26 protein-coding genes are annotated in these 22,376 nt (G+C 70.3%); 20 read left to right on the top strand and 6 right to left on the bottom strand.

All coding sequences use genetic code 11. From position 1 onward, the window contains the following. Positions 1-23: 23 nt before the first annotated feature. The 17 genes from ACQP0P_RS39040 (at position 24) to ACQP0P_RS38960 (ending at position 15,783) form a co-directional block, all read left to right on the top strand. On the top strand, positions 24-1,133 hold the full coding sequence (locus ACQP0P_RS39040; RefSeq protein ID WP_433365547.1) for a zinc-binding dehydrogenase: 1,110 nt from the start codon (positions 24-26) through the stop codon (positions 1,131-1,133). Next, positions 1,133-2,323 (top strand): NAD(P)/FAD-dependent oxidoreductase, encoded by a 1,191-nt coding sequence (locus ACQP0P_RS39035; RefSeq protein ID WP_433365544.1) that lies wholly within the window; start codon positions 1,133-1,135, stop codon positions 2,321-2,323. Before ACQP0P_RS39040 ends, ACQP0P_RS39035 begins: the two co-directional genes overlap by 1 nt. Continuing rightward, complete coding sequence (locus ACQP0P_RS39030; protein WP_433365541.1) at positions 2,320-3,582, top strand: cytochrome P450; 1,263 nt, start codon at positions 2,320-2,322, stop codon at positions 3,580-3,582. Before ACQP0P_RS39035 ends, ACQP0P_RS39030 begins: the two co-directional genes overlap by 4 nt. Positions 3,583-3,588: 6 nt before the next feature. After that, positions 3,589-3,795 (top strand): ferredoxin, encoded by a 207-nt coding sequence (locus ACQP0P_RS39025; protein ID WP_433365538.1) that lies wholly within the window; start codon positions 3,589-3,591, stop codon positions 3,793-3,795. A gap of 46 nt (positions 3,796-3,841) precedes the next feature. Beyond that, positions 3,842-5,317: an aldehyde dehydrogenase family protein gene (locus ACQP0P_RS39020; RefSeq protein ID WP_433365535.1), complete on the top strand. Its 1,476-nt coding sequence runs from the start codon at positions 3,842-3,844 to the stop codon at positions 5,315-5,317. A 35-nt stretch (positions 5,318-5,352) separates the two neighbouring features. Then, the gene (locus ACQP0P_RS39015) at positions 5,353-6,117 is read left to right on the top strand and encodes an SDR family NAD(P)-dependent oxidoreductase (RefSeq protein WP_433365532.1); all 765 of its coding nucleotides are present in this window, start codon (positions 5,353-5,355) and stop codon (positions 6,115-6,117) included. Positions 6,118-6,146: 29 nt separating this feature from the next. Next, complete coding sequence (locus tag ACQP0P_RS39010) at positions 6,147-7,631, top strand: aldehyde dehydrogenase (RefSeq protein WP_433365529.1); 1,485 nt, start codon at positions 6,147-6,149, stop codon at positions 7,629-7,631. Continuing rightward, a complete protein-coding gene (locus ACQP0P_RS39005; protein WP_433365526.1) occupies positions 7,628-8,029 on the top strand; it encodes a Zn-ribbon domain-containing OB-fold protein in 402 nt (133 codons plus the stop codon). The genes ACQP0P_RS39010 and ACQP0P_RS39005 overlap by 4 nt, the downstream gene beginning before the upstream one ends. Positions 8,030-8,146: 117 nt before the next feature. Next, positions 8,147-9,601, top strand: a complete 1,455-nt coding sequence (locus ACQP0P_RS39000; protein WP_433365523.1) for an aldehyde dehydrogenase family protein — start codon at positions 8,147-8,149, stop codon at positions 9,599-9,601. Positions 9,602-9,648: 47 nt separating this feature from the next. After that, a complete protein-coding gene (locus tag ACQP0P_RS38995; protein ID WP_433365520.1) occupies positions 9,649-10,152 on the top strand; it encodes a cupin domain-containing protein in 504 nt (167 codons plus the stop codon). Beyond that, positions 10,152-11,156, top strand: a complete 1,005-nt coding sequence (locus ACQP0P_RS38990) for a dihydrodipicolinate synthase family protein (protein ID WP_433365517.1) — start codon at positions 10,152-10,154, stop codon at positions 11,154-11,156. The genes ACQP0P_RS38995 and ACQP0P_RS38990 overlap by 1 nt, the downstream gene beginning before the upstream one ends. Next, complete coding sequence (locus tag ACQP0P_RS38985) at positions 11,153-11,794, top strand: nuclear transport factor 2 family protein (RefSeq protein WP_433365514.1); 642 nt, start codon at positions 11,153-11,155, stop codon at positions 11,792-11,794. The genes ACQP0P_RS38990 and ACQP0P_RS38985 overlap by 4 nt, the downstream gene beginning before the upstream one ends. After that, positions 11,787-13,097 carry an FAD-dependent oxidoreductase gene (locus ACQP0P_RS38980; RefSeq protein ID WP_433365511.1) on the top strand — a complete coding sequence of 437 codons (1,311 nt, stop codon included), beginning with the start codon at positions 11,787-11,789 and terminating at the stop codon, positions 13,095-13,097. The genes ACQP0P_RS38985 and ACQP0P_RS38980 overlap by 8 nt, the downstream gene beginning before the upstream one ends. A 66-nt stretch (positions 13,098-13,163) precedes the next feature. Beyond that, complete coding sequence (locus ACQP0P_RS38975) at positions 13,164-14,345, top strand: FAD-dependent monooxygenase (protein WP_433365508.1); 1,182 nt, start codon at positions 13,164-13,166, stop codon at positions 14,343-14,345. Between the two features lie 82 nt (positions 14,346-14,427). Further along, positions 14,428-15,246 (top strand): hypothetical protein, encoded by an 819-nt coding sequence (locus ACQP0P_RS38970; protein ID WP_433365505.1) that lies wholly within the window; start codon positions 14,428-14,430, stop codon positions 15,244-15,246. Between the two features lie 88 nt (positions 15,247-15,334). Beyond that, on the top strand, positions 15,335-15,583 hold the full coding sequence (locus ACQP0P_RS38965) for a hypothetical protein (RefSeq protein ID WP_433365502.1): 249 nt from the start codon (positions 15,335-15,337) through the stop codon (positions 15,581-15,583). Positions 15,584-15,642: 59 nt separating this feature from the next. Beyond that, positions 15,643-15,783 (top strand): hypothetical protein, encoded by a 141-nt coding sequence (locus tag ACQP0P_RS38960; RefSeq protein ID WP_433365499.1) that lies wholly within the window; start codon positions 15,643-15,645, stop codon positions 15,781-15,783. A gap of 15 nt (positions 15,784-15,798) precedes the next feature. On the opposite strand, the gene ACQP0P_RS38955 is transcribed toward ACQP0P_RS38960, so the two are convergent. The 3 genes from ACQP0P_RS38955 to ACQP0P_RS38945 form a co-directional block, all read right to left on the bottom strand. Beyond that, positions 15,799-16,248, bottom strand: a complete 450-nt coding sequence (locus ACQP0P_RS38955; RefSeq protein ID WP_433365496.1) for a pyridoxamine 5'-phosphate oxidase family protein — start codon at positions 16,246-16,248, stop codon at positions 15,799-15,801. Further along, positions 16,248-16,391 carry a hypothetical protein gene (locus tag ACQP0P_RS38950; RefSeq protein WP_433365493.1) on the bottom strand — a complete coding sequence of 48 codons (144 nt, stop codon included), beginning with the start codon at positions 16,389-16,391 and terminating at the stop codon, positions 16,248-16,250. Before ACQP0P_RS38950 ends, ACQP0P_RS38955 begins: the two co-directional genes overlap by 1 nt. A 244-nt stretch (positions 16,392-16,635) precedes the next feature. Then, complete coding sequence (locus ACQP0P_RS38945) at positions 16,636-17,631, bottom strand: ArsR/SmtB family transcription factor (protein WP_433365490.1); 996 nt, start codon at positions 17,629-17,631, stop codon at positions 16,636-16,638. 67 nt (positions 17,632-17,698) lie between these two features. Here ACQP0P_RS38945 and ACQP0P_RS38940 point away from each other — a divergent pair, with 67 nt between their 5' ends. Together ACQP0P_RS38940 and ACQP0P_RS38935 are read left to right on the top strand one after the other, a co-directional pair. After that, a complete protein-coding gene (locus ACQP0P_RS38940; protein WP_433365487.1) occupies positions 17,699-18,973 on the top strand; it encodes an MFS transporter in 1,275 nt (424 codons plus the stop codon). Positions 18,974-19,050: 77 nt separating this feature from the next. Further along, positions 19,051-19,887, top strand: a complete 837-nt coding sequence (locus tag ACQP0P_RS38935; protein ID WP_433365484.1) for a pentapeptide repeat-containing protein — start codon at positions 19,051-19,053, stop codon at positions 19,885-19,887. Positions 19,888-20,036: 149 nt separating this feature from the next. On the opposite strand, the gene ACQP0P_RS38930 is transcribed toward ACQP0P_RS38935, so the two are convergent. Beyond that, positions 20,037-21,026, bottom strand: a complete 990-nt coding sequence (locus ACQP0P_RS38930; RefSeq protein WP_433365481.1) for a LacI family DNA-binding transcriptional regulator — start codon at positions 21,024-21,026, stop codon at positions 20,037-20,039. Positions 21,027-21,210: 184 nt separating this feature from the next. On the opposite strand from ACQP0P_RS38930, the gene ACQP0P_RS38925 reads away from it, so the two are divergent. Further along, the gene (locus ACQP0P_RS38925) at positions 21,211-21,429 is read left to right on the top strand and encodes a winged helix-turn-helix transcriptional regulator (protein WP_433365478.1); all 219 of its coding nucleotides are present in this window, start codon (positions 21,211-21,213) and stop codon (positions 21,427-21,429) included. Between the two features lie 17 nt (positions 21,430-21,446). Here ACQP0P_RS38925 and ACQP0P_RS38920 read toward each other — a convergent pair whose 3' ends face one another. Beyond that, on the bottom strand, positions 21,447-22,268 hold the full coding sequence (locus ACQP0P_RS38920; RefSeq protein ID WP_433365475.1) for an IclR family transcriptional regulator domain-containing protein: 822 nt from the start codon (positions 22,266-22,268) through the stop codon (positions 21,447-21,449). After that, positions 22,252-22,371 carry a hypothetical protein gene (locus ACQP0P_RS38915; RefSeq protein ID WP_433365472.1) on the bottom strand — a complete coding sequence of 40 codons (120 nt, stop codon included), beginning with the start codon at positions 22,369-22,371 and terminating at the stop codon, positions 22,252-22,254. Before ACQP0P_RS38915 ends, ACQP0P_RS38920 begins: the two co-directional genes overlap by 17 nt. Positions 22,372-22,376 lie beyond the last annotated feature (5 nt).

Genomic DNA, 22,376 nt, shown 5'->3' with positions numbered 1-22,376 from the left:
ACCAGAGCGGCGGCGGATGCCTCGTGAGCACGATCAAGGCTCGCGCGCTCGTACTGGAAGAGCCGGGCACCCAGCCGGTCCTGGCCGAGGTGGACGTCCTGGATCCGGGGCCCGGCGAGGTCCGGATCAAGATCGCCGCCTCGGGCGTGTGCGGGACGGACGGCCACGCGATCGAGGGCACCCACCCGCTGGCGCGGTGGCCGATCGTGCTCGGCCACGAGGGCGCCGGTGTCGTGGAGAGCGTCGGCGAGGGCGTGACGGGCATCGGCGTGGGCGACCACGTGGTCTGCGCGCTGGCCGTTCCATGCGGGACGTGCCGGCAGTGCCGTCGCGGTCTGGCCGAGCACTGCAACAGCGCCGCGCGCCGCCAGGCGATGTCCGGGGTGATGGCGGACGGAGACAGCAGGCTGCGGTACGGCGGCGAGCGGGCGTATCCGTTCTTCGGGGTCGGGACGCTCGCGGAGTACAGCACGGTCCGCCGTGAGCAGGTGATCCCGATCGACCCGGCGCTGCCGCTTGACGAGTTCTGCCTCGCCGGATGCGGTGTGATCACCGGTTACGGGGCCGTCATGAACGTCGCGCGGGTACGTCCGGGTGACTCGGTCGTGGTCCTCGGCGCCGGTGGGGTGGGGGCCAACGTCATCCAGGCGGCGCGTGCGGCCGGGGCCTCGACGATCGTGGCCGTGGACGCCATCCCCGAGAAGCTCGAGCTGGCCCGTACCTTCGGGGCGACGCACGTCGTCGAGGCGTCCGCCGACGTCGCGAAGGAGATCGCCGCGATCGAGCCGGACGGTGCCGACGCCGTCTTCGAGGTGGTCGGCAAGCCGGAGTTGCTGACCCTGTGCCTGAGCCTCACCAGGGTCGGGGGCGCGTGTGTCATGGTGGGCATCCCGCCGGTCGGCTCGAAGATCACCTTCGACGCCTTCACCCTGACCGCCAACCGGCGCCTGCTCGGCTGTCGTGGCGGCGCGGTCGTGCCGGCCCGCGACATCGAGCGGCTGGTGTCCCTGTACCGGGGAGGAACGCTGAACCTCGCGGGGCTGATCGGTCGGCGGATCGGGCTCGACGACGTGTTCGGCGCGCTGGACGCGCTCGGCAAGAGCACGTTCGCCCGCAGTGTGGTGGTTTTCTGATGGGCGCTGTTCACGACGGCGTGGTCGTCGTCGGAGGTTCGCTCGCCGGCCTTCAGACGGCCGAGTGCCTGCGTGCCGAGAACTGGACCGGACCGATCGTGGTGGTGGACGCCGACGACGAGCCGCGCTTCGACCGCCCGCCGATGTCCAAGCAGTACCTCGCGGGAACGGTCGAGGACGACAGGCTGCTCCTGCGCGACCGCGAGCGGCTCGACGGCCTCGGCGTCGAGTGGGTGCTGGGGCAGGCCGTCACCTCGGTCGAACCGGCCCGCCGTGTGGTCCGGATCGCGAACGGACGCGAACTCACGTACTCCGAGCTGGTGATCGCGACGGGTGTCTCGCCGGTTCTGCCGTCCGTCCTCGCCGCGCCCTCGGCCCACGTCCTGCGGACGAAGGCCGACGCCGACCGGCTCCGCGCGCACCTGCGCCCCGGCGGGTCGCTGATCATCATCGGTGCCGGATTCATCGGGCTGGAGGTGGCCGCGACCTTCCGTAAGGTGGGCGCGCGCGTCGAGATCGTCGAGGCGCTCCAGACCCCGCTCCAACGGCAGGTCGGTCCCCTCGTCGGCGGCGCGCTCCAGCGGATCCACCAGCGTGCGGGGGTCGTCTTCCATCTGGGCCGCGAGGCGACGGCGGTGCGCGAACAGGACAACGGCGTGGCCGTGACGCTCGACGACGGCACAGTGCTCGACGCGGACGCGCTGCTGGTGGCGGTCGGCTCGACCCCGGGCACCGCCTTCCTGGCGGGTTCCGGCCTCACGGTGGACGACGGCGTGGTCGCCGACGCCCACCTGAAGGTCGCCCCGCACGTGCACGCCGTCGGAGACGTGGTCCGCTGGCCGCACCCCCTCGTCGGCCGGAGCGTACGCGTCGAGCACTGGACCACCGCGATCGAGCAGGCGAAGTACGTCGCCAAGCGGATCGCGGGCACCGGTGGAGACGAGCCGTTCGCCGCGCTGCCCTACTTCTGGTCCGACCAGTACGACCGGAAGATCCAGGCACACGGTTTCCCCAGTGCGGACGCGCGGGTCGAGGTGATCGACGGTGACCTCGACGCCGACCGGTTCGCAGTGATGTATCTCGTCGACGGCCGGGCGACCGCGGTCGTCGCCGTCAACCATCCCCGCCAGGTGCTCGCCGGCCGGCGCCGCGTCCTCACCGAACTCACACTTCAGGAGGCCTCGTCATGATCGACATGGATTACGGGGCGGAGGTCGAGCAGCCGACGTACCCGATGGCACGGGACGCGCGCTGCCCGTTCGCGCCGCCGTCGCAGTACAGGGAACTACGCGAGACCAGCCCGATCACCCGCGTCCGGCTGTACGACGGCCGCGAGGTGTGGATGTTCACCCGATACGAGGACATCCGCACGGTGCTGTCCCATCCGGCGGTGAGCGCGGAGACGCTGAACCCGGACTTCCCCTTCCTGACGCCGGGCGACAAGATCTCCAAGCAGGCGCAGTCGTTCCAGCGCTGGGACGACCCCAGGCACGCCACCCGCCGACGGATGTTCATGCCGCACTTCACGATCAAGCGGGTCGAGGCGATGCGGCCGCGGATCCGCCGGATGATCGACGACATCTACGACCGGATGATCGAGGTCGGGCCGCCGCTGGATCTCGTGGAACACCTCGCGCTGGCGCTGCCGTCCTCGGTGGCCTGCGAGCTGCTCGGGGTGGACTACGACAACCACGAGTTCTTCGAGTCCAGGTTCGCCGTGCGTCTGGACCGCCGGGCGTCGGCCGAGCAGGTGCGGCAGGCGAACGCCGAGGTGATGGCCTTCGTCGAGAACGTCGTACGGTCCAAGTACGGAGCCAACCTCCCCGACCTGATCGGGCAGTTTGTCACGCAGCGTGTCGAGACCGGTGAGGTCTCGCACGAGGACGCGGTCACCGATGCGACCCTGTTGCTCCTGGCCGGTCACGAGACGACCGCGAACATGATCGCGCTCGGCACGCTGGCGTTGCTGCGGCACCCCGATCAGCGGGACCGGATCGTCGCCGACCCCGGGCTGGTGCCGAACGCAGTGGAGGAACTGCTGCGTTTCCTCACCATCTCGCAGTCGATGGGCGTCCGGATCGCCAAGGAGGACTTCGAGGTCTCGGGGCAGCCGATCGCCGCGGGCGACGGCCTCATCGTCCCGGTCGCCGCGGGGAACTGGGACGACTCGGCCTTCGAGTGCCCGGAGCGGCTCGACGTGACCCGTGCGGCACGCGGCCACATCACGTTCGGGTTCGGCCCGCACGTGTGCCTGGGGCAGCCGCTGGCCCGGATGGAGTTGCAGGAGGTCTTCTCCACCCTGTTCCAGCGGTTCCCCGGCCTGCGGATCGACATCCCGTTCGAAGAGGTCGGCTTCAAGTTCGACGCCGTCTTCTACGGACTTTACGACTTGCCCGTGACCTGGGACGCCGACGCGGCGCTCGAGGTCGCGAATGCGCAGAGGAGATAACGGCATATGAAGGTCACCGTCGACGAGACACGATGCGTCGCGGCCGGGCTGTGCGTGATGGCCGAGGACACCGTCTTCGACCAGGACGAGCAGACCGGGATCGTGTCCCTGCTGACCGACAGCCCCGCGCCCGACGCGCGGGAGTCGGTGCGTGAGGCCGCGCGGATCTGTCCGGCCCTCGCCATCGCGATCCACGAAGACCCCGGTGTCTGATGCCGCCGACCGGCTCGATCACCCCCATGTTCAGGAGGACTCCCGCATGACCACGGCCCCAGAGATCGACCTCGACATCCGCGCCGGCATCACGTTGCCGCCGACGGACCTGCTCATCGGGGGCGAGTGGCAGCCGAGCGCGGCGGGGGAGCGTTTCGAGGTCATCGACCCGGTGACGGAGCGGGTGATCGCGCAGGTGGCCCGCGGCAGGGAGATCGACGTTCAGCGTGCGGTGGCCGCCGCGCGAGGGGCCGTCGACGGAGGCGAGTGGTCCAGGCTCTCGGGAGTCGAGCGGGGCAGGCTGCTGTTCAAGCTGGCCGACCTCATGGAACGCGACTTCCGTCAGATGACCCTGGTGGAGACGCTCGACATCGGGCAGCCCCTGAAGAACCCGGCCACGGCCATCGCCACGCTCCGCTATTTCGCCGGTTGGGCCGACAAGATCGACGGCCGTCACGTCGTGCTGCCGGACAGCAACGGCCGGCCCACCCACACCTACGTACGGCGCGAGCCGATCGGCGTGGTCGCCGCGATCACGCCGTGGAACTCCCCGCTGATGACGGGCGCCTGGAAGATCGCGCCCGCGCTGGCCGCGGGCTGCTCGGTGGTCGTCAAGCCTCCGGAGGACGCGCCACTCAGCACGCTGTACCTGGGCGCTCTCGCCCTTGAGGCGGGGTTCCCACCGGGAGCGATCAACATCGTCCCCGGATTCGGTGCGGAGGCGGGCGCGCCGCTGGTGTCGGCGCCCGGCGTGGACAAGGTGACCTTCACCGGCAGCACCGTCGTCGGCCGGCAGATCGGCGCGCAGGCGTCGGGCCTGCTCAAGGCGGTCACCCTCGAACTGGGCGGCAAGTCGCCCCAGGTGGTGTTCGCCGACGCCGACATCGAGCGTCACATCCCGATGATGGCCCGCCAGTTCTATCTCAACAGCGGCCAGGTCTGCGCCGCGGGGACCCGCCTGCTGGTCGAGCGGCAGGTGCTGGACCAGGTGGTGGAGGGCGTCGCCCGGCAACTGGAGCAGGTCCGGGTGGGCGACCCGTTCAAGGCCGGCACGCAGATCGGCTCGCTGATCAGCCGCAAGCAGTACGAGCGGGTCCGCGGCTATATCGACCAGGGCCGCGCCGAGGCCACGCTGGTGACCGGAGGTCAGCGGCTGGGCGAGACGGGCTTCTTCGTGCAACCCGCGCTTTTCACCGGCACCAACGACACCACCATCGGCCAGGAGGAGATCTTCGGACCGGTCGGCCTGGTCGTGCCGTTCGACGGCTACGAGGAGGCGATCAGACTCGCCAACGACACCCCGTACGGCCTGGCGTCGGTGGTCTACACCTCGAACCTCGGCACGGCGCACCGGGCCGCCGCCGACATCAGGGCCGGCATGGTCCGCATCAACGGCGGGGCCGGCGTTCCCGCGCCGCAGGTCCCGTTCGGCGGCATGAAGAGCAGCGGCCTCGGCCGCGAGCTGAGCTACGCGGGTATCGAGGCATGCACGGTCGAGAAGACCGTGAGCCTGGAGATCTGACCCGGCAGCACGCCTACCACAAGGAGAAGAGCCACATGTTCGAAGATCTCAACGGCAAGGTCGCCATCGTGACGGGAGCCGGCCGAGGCATCGGTCTCGCCTATGTGACCGCGCTCGCGGAGGCGGGGCTGAAGGTCGTCGTGTCCGACATCCTGCGGGAGGAGGGAGAGAAGACCGCCGCCGACCTGCGGGAGAAGGGGTACGAGGCGATCTTCATCCACGCCGACGTCAGCGATCAGGAGTCCGTCCAGTCCCTCGCGGCACAGACCGCCGAGGCGTTCGGCGGGATCGACACGCTGGTCAACAACGCCGGCCTCTGGGGCGACCTGGAGTTCGCCTCGGTGTTCGACATCTCGCCGGACCGCTGGGACCGCTCGTTCGCGGTCAACGTCAAGGGCGTCTTCCAGATGTCGGTCGCCGCCGCGCCCTACATGCGGGACCGGCCCGGCGCGGCGATCATCAACCAGGCGTCGACGGCACCGTACATCGCGACTCCGCGCACCGCGGACTACAGCGCGGGCAAGGCGGCGGTCATCACCCTCACCAAGACCCTTGCCAAGAGCTTCGGCGAGATGGGCATCCGCGTCAACGCGATAGCGCCCGGCGGAATCGCCACCGAGGCGTCCCTGAACAAGTCGGTCAACCTCTTCGCCGCGGAGCAGATCGCGCAGCAGTGCGTCAAGCGGGCCGGCCAGCCCTCCGACCTGATCGGACCCCTGTTGTTCCTGGCGAGCGAGGCGTCGGGCTACATGTCCGGCCAGACCCTCGTCGTTGACGGCGGAAAGACGATGACCGCCTGACCGGCCGGTCGTGACATGGAGGATCGACGATGACGGGCACGTTCAGTCCGGAAGAGCTAGGCCCGGGCCAGGGGACGGTTCACCATGACCGCCTCTACCTCGGGGGCAGGTGGGTCACCGCGTCGTCCGCGGAGCGGATCCAGGTGGTCTCGCCGTCGACGGAGCAGGTCATCGCCACGGTGGCGGTGCCTACGGCGGCGGAGGCGGACGCCGCCGTCGTCGCGGCGCGGGCCGCGTTCGAGGCGGGAGAGTGGCGCCGAACACCGGTGGCCGAGCGCATCGCGGCCATGCGCCGGCTGGCCGACGCGTACGAGGCCAGGGTGGCCGAACTCGCCGAGACGCTGACCTCGGAGATGGGCGCGGTCATCGGCTGGACCCGGATGGTCCACGCCGGTGGCTCGGTACTCCTCATCCGGGCGATGTGCGACGAGGCCGAGCGTTACCCGTGGGAGGAGGAACGCCTGGGCGGGGCGGCGGCGGTCATCCGTGAGCCCGGCGGCGTGGTCGTTGCGATCCCACCGTGGAACGTTCCGCAGTCGACCCTGCTCTCCAAGCTGGTCCCCGCGCTTCTCGCGGGATGCTCCGTCGTCGTCAAGCCGTCCCCGGAGACCCCGCTCGACGCGCTGATCCTCGCCGAATTGATCGATGGCCTCGGACTGCCGGAGGGAACCGTCAGCATCCTGCCCGCCGGGCGGGAGATCGGCGAACGCCTGGTCGCTCACCCGGAGGTCGATCACGTCGCCTTCACCGGCTCCACCGCGGCCGGTCGCAGCATCGCCGCCGTCTGCGGACGCGACCTGAAGCGGGTCACCCTGGAACTCGGCGGCAAGTCGGCGGCGATCGTCCTGGACGACGCGGACCTGGACGTCGTCGCCGCCGGGTTGAAGGCGACCGCCTTCAACATCAGCGGTCAGGCGTGCATCGCCCAGACCCGCGTCCTCGCGCCGCGAAGCCGGTACGACGAGGTCGTCGAGGCGGTCGCGACGATGGCCCGCGGGCTCACGGTGGGCGATCCGTTCGATCCCTCGACGGATCTCGGGCCGCTGGTGACCTCGGTCCACCGTGACCGGGTGCGCTCGTACGTTCGACTGGGGATCGACGAGGGAGCACGGGTTGTGACCGGTGGCGCGAACACCCCGACCGGTATGGACCGCGGCTGGTACCTGCGGCCGACGGTCTTCGCCGACGTGGACAACCGGATGCGGATCGCGCGGGAGGAGATCTTCGGGCCGGTGCTGTGCGTGATCCCCTACGACGACGACGCCGACGCGGTCCGCCTGGCGAACGACTCCGACTACGGGCTGGCCGGCACCGTCTGGACGGCCGACGCGGACCGCGCCGACACGGTCGCGCGGGCGGTGCGCACGGGGATGATCGGTGTCAACGCCTTCCGGCCGCACTTCTCCCTGCCGTTCGGCGGGGTCAAGGCCTCGGGCATCGGGCGTGAGTTCGGCCGCGAGGGTCTCGACGCCTTCGTCGAGCCCAAGGCGTACTACCGCGCGGCTCCGGCATGACGGTGAATCGCCCGCAGCCGGTGCCCACCAGGGAGACCCGTCCCTTCTGGGACGGGCTGGCCGCGCACGAGCTGCGAATCCCGTGGTGCGCCGGCTGCGGACGATTCGAGCATCCGGGGGCCGTCGGCTGTCCGCGCTGTCTGGGTGACCTGGAGTGGCGGAGGGTCTCCGGACGCGCGGTGGTCGTGTCGTGGACGGTGGTTCTGCGGCCGTTCGTCCAAGGTTTCACCCCGCCGTACGTCGTGGGACAGGTGAGTCTCGAAGAGCAGCCCGATGTGTTGCTGGACACCACGATCGAGTCGGACCCGGCGAGCCTTCGGATCGGCACGCCCGTGGAGGCCGTCTTCCGCGACTACCCGAGTGGCTTCTCGATCCACTGCTTCGCCGTGCGGGCGTGACCGCGCCGTTGACACGGAGCCGGAGGAGTTGGAATCCTAGACACACAAAACGACCATGTGTGCGCATCGTGAACATGTCTTGAGTGGAATACCAGCGATTGTGAGAAGGAGAGGGACATGAGCAGTTCCGTGCTCCAGGTGACGGCCGGTGACATGTTCATCGACGGGCGCCCTGTGGCGACCGGCCGCCGCATCGAGGTGCGGGACCCCGGACGTATCGCCGACGTCGTGGCGACGGTCGCGGAAGGTGGCGTCGAGCACGTCGAGGCCGCGGCCGGGGCGGCGGCCCGGGCCGCCGCCGACTGGGCCGGCACGCCGCTGGAGGAGCGGCTGAGCCTGCTGGCGGACGCGCTCACCGTGGTACGGGCCAGGATCGACGATCTCGCGGTGATCCTTTCCAGGGAGAACGGCGGCACCCTGATCGAATCGACGATGGACCTCTCCCGCGGGGTGGACCTCTTCGAGGACCTCCTCGGCCGGGCCCCCGGCGTGCTGGGTGACCGTACGATCGACGACGAACGGCAGTGGCTGACCGTGGAGCGCCGCCCCGTCGGCGTATGCGCCCTCATCGTCCCCTGGAACTCACCGGTCGTCCTGACGATCTCCAAGCTGGCCCCCGCGCTGATCGCCGGGAACACCGTGGTGGTCAAGCCGTCGGTTCTCGCCCCCGTCGTCGTCGCGGAGGTGCTCGGCGCCATCGGCGCGGTGCTCCCGCCGGGAGTCGTCAACGTCGTGCACGGTGACGCCGAGATCGGCCAGGCCCTCGTCGCCCACCCCGCCGTGCGCAAGGTCTCCTTCACCGGCAGCGTGGCGATCGGCCGTCAGGTCATGGCGACCGCGGCCGACGGGATGAGGCGCGTCAGTCTCGAACTGGGCGGCAACGACCCGGCCGTGCTCCTCGACGACGTGGACCTCGACTCCGCCGTCCCCCTTCTTGCCCGTGGGATCTACACCCGCGCCGGGCAGATCTGCTTCGCGGTCAAGCGAGTCTACGTTCCACGCTCACGCCACGACGAGGTGGTCGAGGCGATCGGCTCGGTCGCGGACGAGTACCGCGTGGGTCACGGTCTGGACGGGAACGCCACGTTCGGCCCCCTGATCACCGCCGCCGCCCGGGCACGCGTCGAGGGGCTGGTGGAACGCGCCCGCCACGCCGGTGGCGTCGTACGCGAACTCGGACGGCCGACGGACTCCGTCGACTGGGACGGCGGGTACTACCTGCTGCCCCACCTGGTGACCGGACTCGACCAGAGCGCCGAGCTCGTCACCGTCGAGCAGTTCGGCCCGGTCGTCCCGGTGATCGCCTACGACGACGTGGACCAGGCCGTCGCGATGGCCAACGACTCGGAGTTCGGGCTGTGCTCGTCCGTGTGGAGCGCGGACGCCGAGCGGGCGATCGGCGTGGCCCGCAGGATCGAGGCCGGCGGGACGTTCATCAACAGCCACAACGTCTCCTCGCTGTCGTTCGACATGCCGTTCGGTGGTGTCAAGCGCAGCGGAATCGGCAGGGAACGCACCGAGATCGGTCTGCTGGAGTACGTCGAGGAGCACGCGATCCGGCTGGCCCACTGAGGTAGACGGCGGCTTCCGGAAACCACCCCTGTGAGAGGACCCAGAGGATGGCAATGAACAACGAGCAGGAACTCGCAGCCCTGCGAGCCCAGATCAAGGTACAGCGCGAACCGCTCCCACGGCCCCCGGAGAACCCTGATCTGGTCGTACACGAGAAGGACCTCATCTGGTACGAGCCCGCCGACAACCCGGCCCGCCTCGCTCCCGTGCTCGGCACGTCGATGAGGACGTTCGAACTCTTCCTCCAGGAGTTCGTCCCGGGCGGGTCGTCCGACATGCAGCGTCACCACCACGAGGCCGTGCACTACGTACTCGCGGGGGAGGGCTACAGCGAGATCGGAGACCGCCGGTACGACTGGGCTCAGGGCGACTTCGTCTGCGTGCCGCCGATGATGTGGCACCGCCACTACAACGGCAGCCAGACCGCACCGGTACGCATGCTCATCATCGAGAACTCCAAGATCCTCGAAGCGCTCGGGCTGAACTTCCGCGACTCCGTCGGGTTGATGACCTGGGACGAACTGCGGCAGAAGACAGAGGGTGAGGGCTGATGGGCACCCCGCGACTGACCACGGAAGCCGTACGCGGCGTCTTCGCGATCATGCCGACGCCGGCCCTCGACGGTGCGGACGACCCGGGGATGATCGACACCCTCGACCGGGCCGAGACCGAGCGGGCCGTCAACGCGCTGATCGACGACGGCGTCGACGCGATCATGAGCACCGGCACGTTCGGCGAGTGCGCCACCCTCACCTGGGAGGAACTCCGTGACTTCGCGGAGATCCTCGTCTCGACCGCGGCCGGCCGTGTTCCCGTACTCGTGGGGGCGACCACCCTCAACACCCGCGACACGATCACACGGGCCAGGGCGCTGCGCGATCTCGGCGTGGACGGACTGCTGCTCGGCCGCCCGATGTGGGCCCAGTGCGACGAGGAGAACCTCGTCGCCTTCTATCGCGCCGTCGCCGAGGCCGTTCCCGAACTCGGCATCGTGGTCTACGACAACCCCGAGGCGTTCAAGGGCAAGATCAGCACCGAGGCGTACGCGGCGCTCGCCGGCATCCCACAGGTCGTCGCCGCGAAGTACCCCGTCTTCGGCCCCCAGTTCGCCGCCGACCTCGCGGCGGTGGACCACCGGGTCCGCCTGCTCCCGGTTGACCGCGACTGGTGCACGGCCCACGAACTCGCCCCCGCGGATGTGGTGGCGTGCTGGAGCGGATCGGCGTCGTGCGGTCCGCTCGCGCACGTCGAGCTGAGCCGGCGGCTGCTTGGCGGCGACCTCGCCGGTGCGCGCGTCATCGCCGACGAGCTCGGCGCCGCCTCGGCCGGGTTCTTCCCCGAGGGCTCCTTCGCGCTGTTCTCCCGCTACAACATCCAGCTGGAGAAGATCCGCATCAACGCCGCCGGTTACATCAAGGCCGGCCCGTGCCGTCCCCCGTACGCGCACTGCCCGGAGGAGTACGCCGAGGGCGCGCGTGCGTCCGCGCGGCGCTTCGCCGAGCTCGACGCGAAGTACCGCGCCCGGGAGTCCGAGACGACAGGAGTACAGCGGTGAACGCAGCGTCGAGTGCGGAGTGGCTGGACAAGCTCCTGATCACCGAACTCGCCCAGACCGAGCGGGTCGCCAGGGACACGCGGCAGTGGGATCTCATGACCGACTGCTATCACCCGGATTCGCGGGTCTTCCTGTCCTGGTTCGACGGCACGGCCGCCGAGTTCATCGCCGCCTCGAAGGCGATGGGGGAGGAGCCAGGGGGGCACGCGACCCACTCCCTCGGTCCCACCCTCGTCCGGATCGCGGGTGACCGGGCCCTGGCAGACACCTCGTGCGCCATCCTGTTCCGCCGTGTCTTCGCCGGTGTCGAGTGCGACATGGTGTCCTACTGCCGCCACCACTCGCGGGTGGAGCGCGTCGGAGACCGCTGGCGGCTGCGGTCGTTCGTCGGCGTGTACGAGAAGAACACCCTGGTCCCCGTCATACCCGGGCAGGCACCCGCGATCGACACCGGCAAACTCGCGACCTTCCGCTCCAGCTACGCGTTTCAGTCGTACTTCCGGGCGCAACAGGGCAAGCGCGTCTACGACGACCGGCCCGGCCTCGACCGCCCGGACCTCGTCGCCCGGTTCCGCGACGCCGAGGAGCGGTGGCTCTCCGGTGAGGACGTCCCGCTGGGAGTCGGGGCGCATGAGTGATGCGGTCGAGACGACCGATCTCGTGGTCGTCGGCGGCGGGCTGGCCGGTCACGCCGCGGCGCTGGCGGCGGCGGGACTGGGCGCGGACGTCATCCTGCTGGAGAAGCTTGAGCGCTTCGGCGGCTCGTCGGCCATGGCCGGTGGGGGGCTTGTCTTCGCCGGGACCGGGTTGCAGCGGCGCGAGGGGGTCGGCGACTCTCCGGAGCGGCTCCGGGCGGCGCTGGCCGAGGCAGGCCGCGGCCACAGCGACCCGGCGTTGCTGGACGCCTACGCCGACACCCAGATCGAGGTCCACGACTGGCTCCGCGAGCTGGGCGCGGAGTTCTCGCTCACCGGGCAGCCGGTTCGACGGCTGCACACGATGCCCTCAGGCGTGCTCGTCGGCCTCCTGCACCGCAGGGCGCTCGACCACACCTCGGTCGATTACCGGGCGAGTTCCCCGGTGGTGTCGTTGCTGCACGCGGGCGATGACGTCACCGGTGTCGTCGTGGACGGCCGCGCCGGGCGCACGCGGATCACGACACGCTGTGGGGTGGTGCTGGCATCGGGCGGGTTCTCCCGTAGCCGTGAACTGGTCGGGCGATTCGCCCCCCACTGCGCCCAGGCGGTCGCGATGGGCGGGGTGGGCAACGACGGGGATGGCCTGGTGCTCGCCATGGCCGCAGGCGGGGCCCCGGTGGGGATGGAGTTCGTCGAGGCGTCGTTCGGCGCGTCAGCGGCCGCGGGCGTGGAGCCGCGACTCCTTTACGCGCAGAGCGACGGCGCCGTGATCGTCAACACGCGTGGACACCGGTTCGCCGACGAACGCGGCGATATCAAGGCCCTCGGCAGAGCGGTGGTGGAGCAGCCGGGAGGACTCGCCTTCCAGGTCTTCGACCAGGCCGTGATGGAGATGTCACGGCGGACGCCGAAGACCCGCGACTTCGCCGCGGCGCTCCGTGACGGACTCCTGGCCGAGGCGCCCACTCTCGCGGGACTCGCGAGCAGGCTGGGAGTTCCCGCAGGCGCGCTCGCGGAGTCCGCGCGCGGTCTCTCCCAGCCGCCTTACTACGGCTACGCCTGCAAAGCCGGCCTGACCTCGACCTACGGGGGCCTCAGCGTGGACGGCCTCATGCGGGTTCTGGACACCGCCGGTTCGGCGATCAGCGGGTTGTACGCCGCCGGCGAACTCGTCGGCGGATTTCACGGAGCGGGCTACCTGATCGGAAGCGCACTCGGGAAGGCCGCCGTCTTCGGCTACCTCGCCGGCCGCAACGCAGTGCTGGCCCCTCGTGAGACGGCGCGGAACGCGCCTGCCTTCTGACAGCACGCCGCCCGGCTCGCATCAACCGCACCACATCCTTTGCTCAAGAAACAAAAGGTGATGAAAGTGTCAGCAGACTCAATTCGCGTGGTCCTGGTCGGTGGCGGTATTGGCGGGTTGGCAGCCGCCAACGCGTTGCTGCATCGTGGTATCGACGTCCACGTTTACGAACAGGCGCCCGCGCTGGGAGAGGTCGGCGCCGGTGTGATGATCACTCCCAACAGCCTGCGTCTGCTGGACCGGTTCGGGGTCGGCGACGCGGTCGCCGCGGTAGGCGCGAGCGTCGGCGAAGGTTCGCTTTACTACCGTGAGGACGGCTCGACCGTCGCCCCGATGCTGACCGTGGACTCCAGCGGCTGGAACGGCATGTTCGGCGTCCATCGCGCCGACCTGATCGGCGCGCTCGCGGACGTTCTCCCCGCCGACCGAGTCCACACCGGACACCAAGCGGTCTCCTTCTCGCAGGACGAGCGGGAGGCGGTCGTCAGCTTCGCCAACGGCACCGAGGTACGGGCCGACGCGGTCATCGCCGCCGACGGTATCCACTCGGTTTTGCAGAAGTACGTGATCGAGCCGTCCGCGCCGATTGATTCCGGTTCGGTCGCCTACCGTGGCCTGGTTCCCGCCGAGCGGGTGCCGTGGTGGCCCAAAGGCGTCTCCCAGTTGTGGATGGGCGAGCAGCGGCACTTCCTGGTCTACCCGGTACGTCGTGGCACTCTGATTAACTATGTCGGTTTCGTCCCGTCTCGGGAGAAGGCTGTCGAGTCGTGGACCGCCGAGGGGGACGTCGAGACCCTCCGCAGAGAGTTCGCGACGTGGGACAGCCCTGTCCCGAGGCTGCTGGCCGAGGTTGAGAAGACCAACTGGTGGGGTCTGTACGACCGTGACCCGCTCTCCACGTGGACGAGGGGCCGGCTCACGCTCCTCGGTGACGCCGCGCACTCGATGCTGCCGCATCTCGGGCAGGGCGCGAACCAGTCGATCGAGGACGCGGCCGCTCTCTCGGTCTTCTTGGCCGATGCCACCGCCGAGACCGTGCCCGAGGCCCTGTCGCACTACGAAGCCCTGCGCCGCAGCCGCACCACGGAGGTCCAGCTCGGCGCGCGCGCGAACGGCCGCCGCTACGACTCGCATTTCCAGGACCTGGCCGAACGCGACGCCGAGATCGCGGACTCCGCGCGGTTCCGTTCATGGCTTTACGACTATGACGCGGAAGCCGCCGCGGAGGAGGTGCTGGCGGTCCGCTGAACGCTTCCAGACGGAGAGACTCATGACATTCGCGACGCACAAGCCAAACCGAGCCTTCATCTGCCTCTCACACAGCCCTTTCATGGCGCTGCCGGAGCGGAGTGAGGCCGGCTACGAGTACCGGGCCGCGGTGGAGGAGGCGAAGCGGTTCATCCATGAGTTCGGGCCCGACCTCGTCGTCATGTTCGCCCCGGACCACATGAACCTGCTCAACCAGGTTCGGCCGCCGTTCACCGGGATACTCTCGGGTGACACCGTGCCCGAGTTCGGGATACCGCGCCTGGAACTGAACGTGCATCCGATCGCACAGACTTTGTTCCAGGATCTGGTGACGATGGACGTCGACCTCGCGGTCGGTGAGAAGGTCTCGGTCGACCACGGTCTCGGCCTGACTCTGCTGCAACTCTTCGGCGATCCCGGATCGGTGCCACTCGTGCCGATCATCGTGAACGCGATCGGCTACCCGCTCTTCCCCGTCGCGCGCGCTCGCCGAGTGGGGGAGCAGGTCGGCCGTGCCCTCCAGGCGTACGACGAAAAGGTGCTGTTCATCGGCACCGGCGGCCTGAGCCACAACCCGCCGTTCCCCGCCCCCGCTCCCGGCGCACGCCGGTTCACGGCGGAAGAACGCGCCGAGTCACTTGCGACGGCTCTGGACTATCTCGACCCGGCCTGGGACCGGGAACTGCTCGCCAAGATGGCCGTCGGTGACGCCGACTGCTTCAGCAGCCTGTCACAGGCGGACATCGACGCCCGCGGCGGCGGCGCGAACGAGGTGCGCACCTGGGCCGCCGCCTGGGCCGCCGGCGGCTCGCCCGCCGCGACCTTCACCGGCTACGAGGTCGTCGAACCCTGGATCACCGGCATGGGAGTCGCGTTCGGAACAGCGCCGATCCGACTGTGAGCCTGAGCGACCAGGAGACGGAGAACAGCGGGCGTGCGAGCCCCCGAACGGCCGGGACGCGCATCCCCTGCGCCGGCGCGTCCTGCGGGTGAGCCTGATCATCGCCTTCGTCTCGCTGTTCGACTCCGGCCAGGAGCGGGGCCGCGCGTTCGGCTTCTACGGGCCGACCTCGGCCATGTCGTTCGTCGTCGGCCCCCTCCTGTCCGGATCGGTCATCGCGATCGCGGGCGCGGACCACGGCTGGAGACGGCTCTTCCTGCTCAACGTGCCCATGGGGCCGACGGCCCTCATCGCGGTCGTGCGCCTGGTGCCCGTCCAGACCCGTGGAGTCACGTGACACGGTGCTGCGGATCGACCTTCCCGGCCTGATCCTGCCTGGGGCCGACCGTGCCGGCGTTGCCGTACCCCATGACGACGGCCGGGGCCGACGCGCACCGCAACCTGTTCCTGCTCGTCGTCGTGCCCGTACTCGTGTTCGCCATCAGGCGGGACACGTCGGCTGGGCCGCCCGTTTCGATGTCCGCCGTACGGACGTGACCGGCGTGGGGAGGGTCAGCGGGTGGCCAGCTTCCGGTGGTCCCATGAGACGACGCTGATCGGCTCCACGATCACTGCCACCCGCCTGGCCATCGTCCGCTCCGGATCCGGCGAGGGTTTGGTCGGATAACGCGCCGCGACGCTGGCGTGGATCGTAAGCTTCGTCGGCAGGTCGTGGGCGAGGACCGCCCGCCCGGCGATCTGCACGCCCCGGAGTTCGCCGTGCTGGGTCCCGGCGTCCACCAGTACCGTGACTCTCGGGTCCCGCGTCAGGTTCTTCACCTTCTGGGAGCCGGCGGGCACGGTGAACCCGAGACGCCGGTCCTCGGTGAAGCCGTACCAGACGACGGTGAGGTGCGGCAGGCCGTCCGGGAGCAGGGTCGCGACGACCATACGCTGACCGGGTACGGCGAGGGCCTGTTGTACCTCGGCATCCGTCATCCGCAGGTCGGTCCGGCCCGCCATCACATCACCACTTTCTCGTCGCGGAGGGTGGAGATCTCGGCTGTGGAGAGGCCGAGCTCGGACAGCACCATGCCACGGAACGGCACCGGTCCCATCCCGCCCAGTTCAACGACGCGGAGCCCGGCCAAGGGACCTTCGGTCACCTCTTGTGCCCTCTACAGCGGCTGTTCTCACAGCGAACACATGTGCGCATAAAGAGAAGTATGGGGTCGCCGCCGAGTTTCGGTCAATACACGCCCTCCATGAGCCGAATCCCACCCGGATCATCCGCTGGGCTGCCATCGACGCCCTGGTCCATCTGATCAAAGACTGTCCGTCACCCGCGCCGCGTACCCCCGATTCCGGCTTGTCCGGCTCGCGTTGGTGAAGCGGGAACCCCATACGGGGTCAGTGGGAAGAACCAAGGGCCGGTGAGCGGCTGACCAGGGAGTCGCCCAGGGGGGTGCGGTGGTAGAGGACGGTGCGGCCGGTGCGGTTGCCGGTGATCAGGCCCGCGTTGCGCAGGGCGGAGATGTGGCCGCCCACGGTGCCGAGACTCAGGCCCAGCAGGGTGACGAGCTGGGTGGTGGTCGCCGGGGTCGCGAGCTCCAGCAGCAGCCGGGTCCTGGTCCTGCCGATCAGGTGGGCCAGGCCGTCCGTCGTCTCGGGCGGGATGCCGGTGCCCCGGGCCGTATAGCTGATCGCGTACGGCCAGCTCTTGTCCAGGTAGTAGCTCACCCCGGCGGGGAACACGGTCGGGACGAAGAGCATCCCGCGCCCGTCGAGCCGGTAGGTCTCGTCAGGGAAACTGGATCGCACCTCGATGACACCGTCGGAGTGCCACCGGATTCGCGGGTTGAGGTCGTCGAGCGCCGCGGCCCAGCCGTAGGTCGCCAGCTGGCCCGCCCGCTGGATCACGTCCCGCTCCAGGATCGCGTGGAAGCGTGGCCAGATGGGGGAGACGATCTCCTGCCAGATCGCCGCGAGTGCCTCGGCGAAGAGTTCTACGACGTTCGGTGAGAACAGCACCTCCCTGACGGACTCCGAGGGGCGGGGCATCCCCTCCAGGTTTCTGGCGATCTCGTCGTGCGCCTGGGCCAGCGGGGTGGCTCTCACCAGCGCGAGTTCCGTCTCGACCGGGGTGTTCACCCCGGTCGGCGGTGGTGCGGGGAAATCGGCGTTGTAGTAGCGCTCGCGGAACAGAGCCACCATCGGGGCCAGTCCCGGGTAGGTGCGCAGCAGTCTCTGATACGGCTCGCGCATTCGCTCCGCCCACGTCCGCCACTCCCCGGCACCCTTGACACCGGACAGGATCCAGAGGGTGTGCTTGGTCTCCATGAGCGGGGAGATGGCGAACCTGCTGGCCATGACGTCGTGCGGGGTGACCTCGATGCGATGGACCATTGAGCAACCTTTCGGATATATCCGAAAGGTTAGCCAACCGTCCGGGCGTCCGTTCAGCATCGTGCCCATGACCACACAAGAACGCGGCGCGACCTACACGGAGGTCTTCGCGAGCGGTGAGTTCCGTGTCCTGTTCGGAAGTTTCACCCTGCTGGTGGCCGGTGACCAGGTCAAGATGCTGGCCCTGTCGGCGCTGGTCTACGCGCGGACCGGCTCGCCGGGGCTGTCGGCGGCGGCGTACATGCTGGGCTTCCTGCCCTACGCCGTCGGCGCCACCTTCCTGCTCTCGCTGGCCGACCGGATCCGGCCGCGCGCGCTGATGATCGCGGGGGAACTGGTGCGGGTGGTGACCTGCCTGCTGATCGCCTTCGCCGGGCTGTCCGTCTGGGCGATGCTCGCCCTGGTCCTGGTCACCGGCCTGTTCTCACCGGTCTTCGGGGCCGCGCGGATGGCCCTGCTGCCCGACCTGCTGCCGGGGGACGCGTTCGTGCTGGGCAGGTCGGTGCTGACCGTGACGTCGGCCGGAGCGCAGATCGGCGGGCTGGCCGTGGGCGGTGGCATCCTCGCCGCGACCGGCCCCTCGGGGGCGCTGGCCGTCACCGCCGCACTGTCCGTGCTGGCCGCCGTGGTGCTCCGCTTCGGCCTGCCCGACTTTCCGGCCAGGGGCGCGGAGGCCGGCCTTCCCGGTGAGCGTACCGAGGATGGAGATCTCCCGGCCGGGGAGGCGGAACACGGGAGTGTGCGCACTGAGAAGGTCAGCGGCAGAGGTACCGTCCGGGAGACCCTGCGGGTCAACCGGGTGCTGCTGGCGGATAGGCGGATACGCGGCCTGCTTCTCGCGCAGTGGCTGCCGGTGACGTTCGCGGTGGGCGGCGAGGCGATGCTGATCCCCTACCTGGGGAGCACCGCCGGGTACGCGCTCGCCGCGGCCTCCGCGGGCCTGGCGGTGGGGAGCTTCGTCGTCGGCCGGCTGGTCTCGCCCTCCGGCAGGGAACGGCTGGCGTTTCCCATGGCGGTGGCGTCGGGCCTTCCGCTGCTGGTGTTCGCCCTGCAGCCGGGACTCGGGGGAGCCGCGCTGCTCGTACTGCTCGCCGCGGTGGCGGTGACCGCCTATGAGCTCGGGTTGCAGCGGTGGTTCGTGGAGGCGGTACCCGAGGCGATCAGGGGCCAGGCGTTCGGCCTGGCCTCGGCGGGGATGATGACCGGCCAGGCGCTCGGTGCGGCCCTGGTGGGCGTGGCCGCCGAGCTGACCTCCCCGCACCTGGCGATCGTCCTGGCGGGGGCCGCGGTCGTCTGCTGCTCACTCGCCCTGCACCGCTCCCTGCGGCCGGAGCCCTCCTGACCGGACCTCCTCGTACGGTCGGCGAGAATGGAGGTTCGTGCAAGAACGTCCCACCTCGCGGCAGGAGATCATCTACGTTGTCCCAGAAACGCGAAGTCCATCCGGCCGGCGGAGACGGTTCCCGCCTGCGGGCCGACTGTGCGAACTGCTTCGGGCTGTGCTGTGTCGCGCTGCCCTTCGCCGCCTCGGCCGATTTCGCGATCGACAAGGACGCGGGGAAGCCGTGTGTGAACCTGCGGGCGGACTTCCGCTGCGGCATCCACGCGAACCTCCGCGAGCGGGGCTTTCCCGGCTGCACGGTCTTCGACTGCTTCGGCGCGGGGCAGCAGGTCTCCCAGGTCACCTTCGGCGGGCAGGACTGGCGGCAGGCTCCGGGCACCGCCAGGCGGATGTTCGAGGTGTTTCCCGTCATGCGGCAGCTCCACGAGCTGCTCTGGTACCTGACCGAGGCACTGGCGCTGCCGCAGGCCCGCCCCATCCACGATGATCTCCGTCACGCGCTGGACGACACCGAGCGCCTCACCCGTGGCAGTGCCGAGACGCTCGTGGAAACGGACGTGGCGGCGGTCCGTCAGGGCGTCAACGCCCTGCTGCTCCGCACCAGCGAGCTGGTACGGGCCGAGGTGCCCGGCCGCAAGAGGAACCACCGGGGCGCCGATCTCATCGGGGCCAGGCTCAAGGGCGCCAACCTGCGCGGGGCCAACCTGCGCGGGGCCTACCTCATCGCGGCCGACCTGCGGAACGCCGACCTGCGTACGGCCGACCTCATCGGGGTGGACCTCCGGGACGCCGACCTGCGCGGTGCCGATCTCACCGGGAGCATCTTCCTCACCCAGGCCCAGGTCAACGCGGCCAGGGGAGACGCGGCGACCACGCTGCCCGCCGCGCTGATCCGCCCCGCGCACTGGTCCTAGGCCCGCTCCCGCGGGTCTTGCTGTGGTGAGGATCGGTCAGGTGGTGCCTCGCGAGGTGGCGGAGGGAGCCGCGCCGGGCCGCGGTGACCGGCGGCAACGCGGCGAGGCGCCGCCTGACCGTGGTGGCCGAAAGATCCAAGGGACAGGGCCTAAGCGGGAAGTTCCCCCGAGCCCCGGGGAATGAGCCGGGTCGGCAGCTCGACCCGCTCGGGAGTGCCCTGTTCGCCCGACAGGCGGCGGAACAGCAGCTCGGCGGCGGTCCTGCCGAGTCGCACCGGGTCCTGGGCCACCACGGTCACGCCGGGGACCAGCAGGTCGGCCAGCTCGAAGTCGTCGAAGCCCACCAGGGCCGGCCGGTGTCCGGTGCGCAGCACGGCCACGGTGATCCGGCCGTTGCCGGTGAACACCGCGGTGGGCGGGGCGTCGCCGGAGAGCATCCGGTTCAGCGCGGGACCCGCCTGCTCGGCCGGGCCGGTCGCGACCAGCGACGGATCGAAGGGCAGGCCCGCCTCGCGGAGGGCGCGGCGGTAGCCGTGCAGCCGTTCGCCCGAGGTGAAGATGGACGCGCTGTCGCCGATGAAGGCGATGCGGCGGTGACCGTGCCGGATCAGGTGGCTCACCCCCGCGTGCGCGCCGCCCGCGTTGTCGCAGAGCACGGTGTCGGCGTCCAGCCCTCCCGGCCGGTCGGCGAAGACGGCGGCGATGCCCGCGTCGAGTTCGGGCCGCAGGTAGTCGTGGTCGGTCCCGGCGGGCACGATGACCAGGCCGTCGACCCTGCGCGAGCAGAAGGCGAGGATCAGTTCCCGCTCGCGCCGGGGGTCCTCCCCCGAGGAGCCGCTGAGCACCAGCGAGCCGTGCCGGAGCGCCACGTCCTCGACCGCGCGGCTGAGCCCCGAGTAGAAGGGGTCGGCCACGTCCTCGATCACCAGGCCGATGGTCGCGGTCCTGCCCCGGCGCAGCACCCGGGCGCTCTCGTTGCGCCGGTAGCCGAGCCGCTCGATGGCGGCCGTGACCCGTCCGGCCGTGGCGGGGTTGACCCCCGGCTCCTCGTTGACGACCCGGGAGACGGTCTTCAGCGCCACCCCGGCCGCCTCCGCGACGTCCTTCATGGTGGGACGGCCTCGCACACTCTCTGTCACGATTCGATCATCGCCCATGCACAGCGTACTGACAACGTTGTCAACAGCGGTCGGGTGAACTCGCGTCCGAGCCGTCGTCCGTCGGGGACGGGCCAGCGCCCGCCTCCCGAGCCCGGATCAGGAGGCGGCGGCCCGTACCGCGTCGGCCGGCGGTGTGAACGCCCTGCGGCGACGGGTGGCGGGCGTGAGCGAGAAGATGCCGGCGCAGACCCTGCGGGCCCTTGAGCGAGACGGCATGGTCACCCGCGAGGTCCTGACGGTGATACCCGCCCGGGTGGAGTACTCCCTGACCCCGCTCGGCGCCCGCGTCGCCGAGCGCCTGCGCGATCTCGCCGATCTGCTCGACGGCTCCGTGCACGAGATCGGTGCGGCACGCGAGGCGTACGACAGTCGCCAGGCGTGACCGCGGGCGGGAACGGCTCAGGAGGACTCTCGCCAGGAGGCCCGGGTGGTGCTTCCCATGGTCCCGGCCGCGTGCAGGTCGGCCTCGACGCGGGCCGCCGCCGCGAGCAGCGGCGGCAGCAGGTCACGGTGGGCGGACTCGGGGGTGGTACGGCTCGCGTGGGAGGAGATGTTCATCGCGGCGGACACCCGGCCGGAACGGTCGCGGACCGGCACGGCGATCGAGCGCAGGCCCTCCTCCAGTTCCTGGTCGACCATCGCCCAGCCCTGGGAGCGGACCCGCTCCAGCTCGGCCCGGAGCGCGTCGGCGGTCGTGACGGTCTTCGGGGTGAACCTGCGCAGCTCGGTGCGGTCCAGGTAGGCGTCCAGCTCGTCCGGGGGCAGCCAGGCGAGCAGCACCCGGCCCATCGAGGTGCAGTGGGCCGGGAAGCGGGTGCCGATGTTGATGGTCACCCGCATGATCCGGGTGGTGGCCACCCGGGCCACGTAGACGACGTCCTCGCCGTCGAGCACCGCCACCGACGCCGACTCGTGCACCTCGGCGACCAGCCGTTCGAGGTGCGGCTCGGCCATCTCGGGCAGGGAGAGGCTGGACAGGTAGGCGTACCCGAGATCCAGGACGCGGGGGGAGAGCGCGAACAGCCGACCGTCGGTCCTGACGTAGCCGAGGTCGACGAGTGTCAGCAGGAACCGGCGGGCCGCCGCCCTGGTCAGGCCGGTCGCGCGGGCGACCTCGCTGAGCGTCAGCTCGGGGCTCGTCGCGCTGAACGCCTTGATCACCGAGAGCCCGCGGGCCAGCGACTGCACGTGGTCGGAGCCGCGCTCAACCGGTTCGATCATCGCCGTCCTCCTCGTTCCGATCGAACTCCAGCGCCGCCTGCGCCACCGCGAACGCCCGGTTCGCGGTGGGCACGCCCGCGTAGATCGCGGTCTGCAGCAGCACCTCCT

It is taken from the genome of Streptosporangium sp. CA-115845, assembly GCF_050943795.1.
Classification (GTDB): Bacteria; Actinomycetota; Actinomycetes; order Streptosporangiales; family Streptosporangiaceae; genus Streptosporangium.
Note: the sequence above shows the minus strand (reverse complement) of the source record. Positions and strands in the feature narration are given on the sequence as shown.